Annotated in this window: 4 protein-coding genes; 3 read left to right on the plus strand and 1 reads right to left on the minus strand. The window is 66.0% G+C overall.

The features are described 5' to 3' along the window. The first annotated feature begins 65 nt into the window (after positions 1–65). Positions 66–974 carry a cysteine synthase CysM gene (gene cysM, locus VIR09_RS14600; protein ID WP_041655288.1) on the plus strand — a complete coding sequence of 303 codons (909 nt, stop codon included), beginning with the start codon at positions 66–68 and terminating at the stop codon, positions 972–974. A gap of 47 nt (positions 975–1,021) precedes the next feature. On the opposite strand, the gene mltB is transcribed toward cysM, so the two are convergent. After that, positions 1,022–2,179 (minus strand): lytic murein transglycosylase B, encoded by a 1,158-nt coding sequence (gene mltB / locus VIR09_RS14605; RefSeq protein WP_332013514.1) that lies wholly within the window; start codon positions 2,177–2,179, stop codon positions 1,022–1,024. Positions 2,180–2,189: 10 nt separating this feature from the next. On the opposite strand from mltB, the gene VIR09_RS14610 reads away from it, so the two are divergent. Then, a complete protein-coding gene (locus VIR09_RS14610; RefSeq protein WP_332013516.1) occupies positions 2,190–3,113 on the plus strand; it encodes a histone deacetylase family protein in 924 nt (307 codons plus the stop codon). A 71-nt stretch (positions 3,114–3,184) separates the two neighbouring features. Then, on the plus strand, positions 3,185–3,700 hold a 516-nt coding region (locus VIR09_RS14615; RefSeq protein WP_332013515.1), incomplete at its 3' end, for an electron transfer flavoprotein subunit beta/FixA family protein.

A 3,700-nucleotide genomic window follows, 5' to 3' on the forward strand; every position in this document is an offset into this window, starting at 1 on the left:
GGTAGCCCTGGCGGGAGCGCGGCTTTTGGCGGCGCCCGCTGCCGGGCGGGGTTATCATCGTCGGCATGACTACTACCTATCCCACCATCGAGCAAACCGTCGGCAACACGCCGCTGGTGCGCCTGCAGCGCATTCCCGGAGCCGCGGGCGCGGCCCGGGGCAATGTCATCCTGGCCAAGCTGGAGGGCAACAACCCCGCAGGCTCCGTCAAGGACCGTCCGGCCCTGTCGATGATCGCGCGCGCGGAAGAGCGCGGCGACATCAAGCCGGGCGACACCCTCATCGAGGCGACCAGCGGCAATACCGGCATCGCGCTGGCCATGGCAGCCGCCATGCGCGGCTACCGCATGATCCTGATCATGCCGGACAACCTGTCGGTGGAACGGCGCGCGGCCATGACGGCCTATGGCGCCGAGCTGATCCTGACGCCGGCGGACAAGGGCGGCATGGAGTATGCCCGCGACCTGGCTTCCGCCATGCAGGCGGACGGCCGCGGGCTGGTGCTGGACCAGTTCGCCAACCCCGACAATCCCCGCGCCCACATCGAGACCACCGGGCCGGAAATCTGGAACCAGACCGAAGGGCGCGTCACCCACTTCGTCAGCGCCATGGGCACGACGGGCACCATCATGGGCGTGTCGACCTACCTGAAGTCGCGCAATCCCGCCGTGCAGGTGGTGGGCGCGCAGCCCGCTGAAGGATCGTCGATCCCGGGCATACGCAAGTGGCCCGAAGCCTACCTGCCCAAGATCTTCGATCGCAGCCGGGTGGACGCCTACGAATCCATCGAACAGGCGGAGGCCGAACAGATGGCGCGCCGCCTGGCGGCGGAAGAGGGCATCTTCGGCGGGATTTCCTCGGCGGGCGCGCTGGTTGCGGCCCTGCGCGTGGCCGAACGCGTCAATGACGCCACCATCGTGTTCATCGTGTGCGACCGCGGCGACCGCTACCTGTCCACGGGCGTTTTCAACTGAACGCCCTGCACCGAAGCAGCCCGGGCCCGCGAGCCCGGGTTTGTTTTTCAGCGGTTCACGCGGGCCTCGATCTCGCTGGCCAGGTCCGCCACGGAAGTGGCGTAGAAGTAGCTGCGGTTGTACTTGGTGAGCGCGAAGAAGTTGGGCGTGCCGACCCGGTATTGCGCCGTACCCCGGGCTTCCTCGACCAGATCGACCACGCCCAGCGGCTGGCTGCCCCAGCCTGTGGCCGACGCGCCCGGCTGCAGGCGGGCGCCCGCCGCCGTGAGCGTACTCCAGCTCTGCTTGGGTTCCAGCCCGCCGTCGACCAGCGGGGCAGGGTCGGCGGGCAACACCACGGGTGCGAACACCGGCAGGCCGCGCTGCCAGCCGTGCTGCGACAGGAAACTGCCCACGGACATGATCGCGTCGCGCGTGTTGCTGCTCAGGTCGATATGGCCGTTGTCGTCGCCGTCCACGGCGTAATGCATGACGCTGGTGGGCATGAACTGGGGCATGCCGATGGCGCCCGCATAGGAGCCGCGCGTTTCCAGGTCCAGCTTGTCCTTCATGACCAGGGTCAGGAAATCCGCCAGTTGGCCGCGGAACATGGTGGCGCGCTCGGGCTTGGCCGGGTCCGGATAGTCGAAGGCCAGCGTGGTCAGCGCGTCCAGCACGCGGAAATTGCCCATATTGCGGCCATACAGCGTTTCCACGCCGATGATGGAGGCGATCACGGGCGCCGGGACGCCGAAGCGCTGCGCGGCCTGGTTGAGCAGGTTGCGGTTCTCGTTGTAGAACTCCACGCCCCAGCCGATGCGCTTGGGTTCGACGAAGCGCGAGCGGTAGGTGAGCCAGCTGCGCCAGATCTTCTTGCCCGGCGGCGACGGCGCGATCAGGCGCGCCACGGTGGCGTTGTAGCGCGAACCGGCCAGCGCGGCGACCATGGGATCCAGTGGCAGCTGGCGCTCGGTGGCCAGGTTTTCCACGAAGGAACGGACTTCAGGCCGCAGCGCGCCATTGGCGCCCAGCGCGGCGGGTGCGTCGTCCGCCAGTTCGGAGCCAGGTGTCGGCGCGCTGGGTCCGATGCGGATGGGGGCCGGGGTTGATTCGGCGGCCGGCTGGCCGGCGGCGGTGTTGGTGGGAGCAGAGGGAGCGGTGGTGGAGCAGCCCGCCAGCAGGGCGGAAAGCGTTCCGAGTTGCAGTAAACGCCGACAGATGAACATAATCTTCCTTATGGAGACCATGTATCTTACCCACCCGGCATGCCGCTTGCATGAAATGGGCAGTTGGCATCCCGAAAGCCCCCAGAGGCTGGACGCCATCTCGGACCAGTTGCTCGCCAGCGGATTGATGCCCTACCTGGACGACCGCCAGGCGCCGCAGGCATCCCGCCATGACATATTGCGGGTGCACACTGTCCAGTATCTGAACAGTTTGCGCGAACATTTGCCGGAGCAAGGGTATTTCCCTATCGATCCGGATACCCTGATGAATCCCCACACCTACGAGGCCGCCCTGTATGCGGCCGGAGCGGGCGTGGCGGCGGTGGATGCCGTGATGGGCGGGGAAGCCCGTACCGCGTTCTGCGCGGTGCGGCCTCCCGGACACCACGCCTGCCGTTCCCAGGCCATGGGATTCTGCTTTCTGAACAACGTCGCCATTGCAGCGCAGCATGCGCTGGATTTCCACGGATTGTCGCGCGTGGCCATCGTCGATTTCGACGTCCACCACGGCAACGGCACCGAAGACATCTTCGCCGGCGACGGCCGGGTGCTGATGTGCAGCTTCTTCCAGCATCCCTTCTTTCCCAACAGCGGCACCGAGAATCCGGCCTCCAACATGCTGAACGTGCCGGTGGCGGCTTATACGGGCGGCGCCGCGGTCAAGACCATCGTGACGGATACCTGGCTGCCCGCACTGGAAGCGCACCGGCCTGAACTGATCCTGGTATCGGCAGGTTTCGACGCGCACCGCGAGGATGACATGGGCCAGATGGGCCTGGTCGAGGCCGACTATGCCTGGATAACCGAACAGCTCGTGGAGGTGGCCGAGCGCCACTGTCAGGGGCGGATCGTCAGCACGCTCGAGGGCGGTTACAACCTGTCCGCCCTGGGCCGCAGCGTGGTCGCGCATATACGAGCGCTTGCGAAGCTGTAGAATCAAGAAAAAATTGTGCAATGCGATCCCGGCGCATGCCGGGTAATTATTTTCCATTTGGAGGCAGCGGGATGAAGGTATTGGTACCTGTCAAGCGCGTCGTTGACTACAACGTCAAGGTGCGCGTCAAGTCTGATCAAACCGGCGTGGATATCGCCAATGTGAAGATGTCCATGAACCCCTTTGACGAGATTGCCGTCGAGGAAGCGACCCGCCTGAAGGAGAAGGGTGCGGTAGCTGAAGTCGTGGCGGTTTCTTGCGGCGTTGCGCAATGCCAGGAAACGCTGCGCACGGCCATGGCCATCGGCGCCGACCGCGGCGTGCTGGTCCAGACCGATGCCGAACTGCAGCCGCTGGCGGTGGCCAAGCTGCTCAAGGCGCTGGTCGACAAGGAACAGCCGCAACTGGTGATCCTGGGCAAGCAAGCCATCGACGACGATGCCAATCAGACCGGCCAGATGCTGGCTGCGCTGCTGGACTGGCCGCAAGCCACCTACGCCAGCAAGGTTGAGCTGGCCGACGGCCGCGCCACCGTGACGCGTGAAGTCGACGGCGGGCTGGAAACGCTGACGCTCAAGCTGCCGGCC

Origin of the sequence: Achromobacter sp. (assembly GCF_036567245.1) — a bacterium.
In the GTDB taxonomy this organism is placed as follows: domain Bacteria; phylum Pseudomonadota; class Gammaproteobacteria; order Burkholderiales; family Burkholderiaceae_B; genus Achromobacter.

Coding starts and splice junctions, on each gene's coding strand:
- cysM (WP_041655288.1), top strand. CDS start 66: ATGACTACTACCTATCCCACCATCGAGCAAACCGTCGGCAACACGCCG.
- VIR09_RS14610 (WP_332013516.1), top strand. CDS start 2,190: ATGGAGACCATGTATCTTACCCACCCGGCATGCCGCTTGCATGAAATG.
- mltB (WP_332013514.1), bottom strand. CDS start 2,179: ATGTTCATCTGTCGGCGTTTACTGCAACTCGGAACGCTTTCCGCCCTG.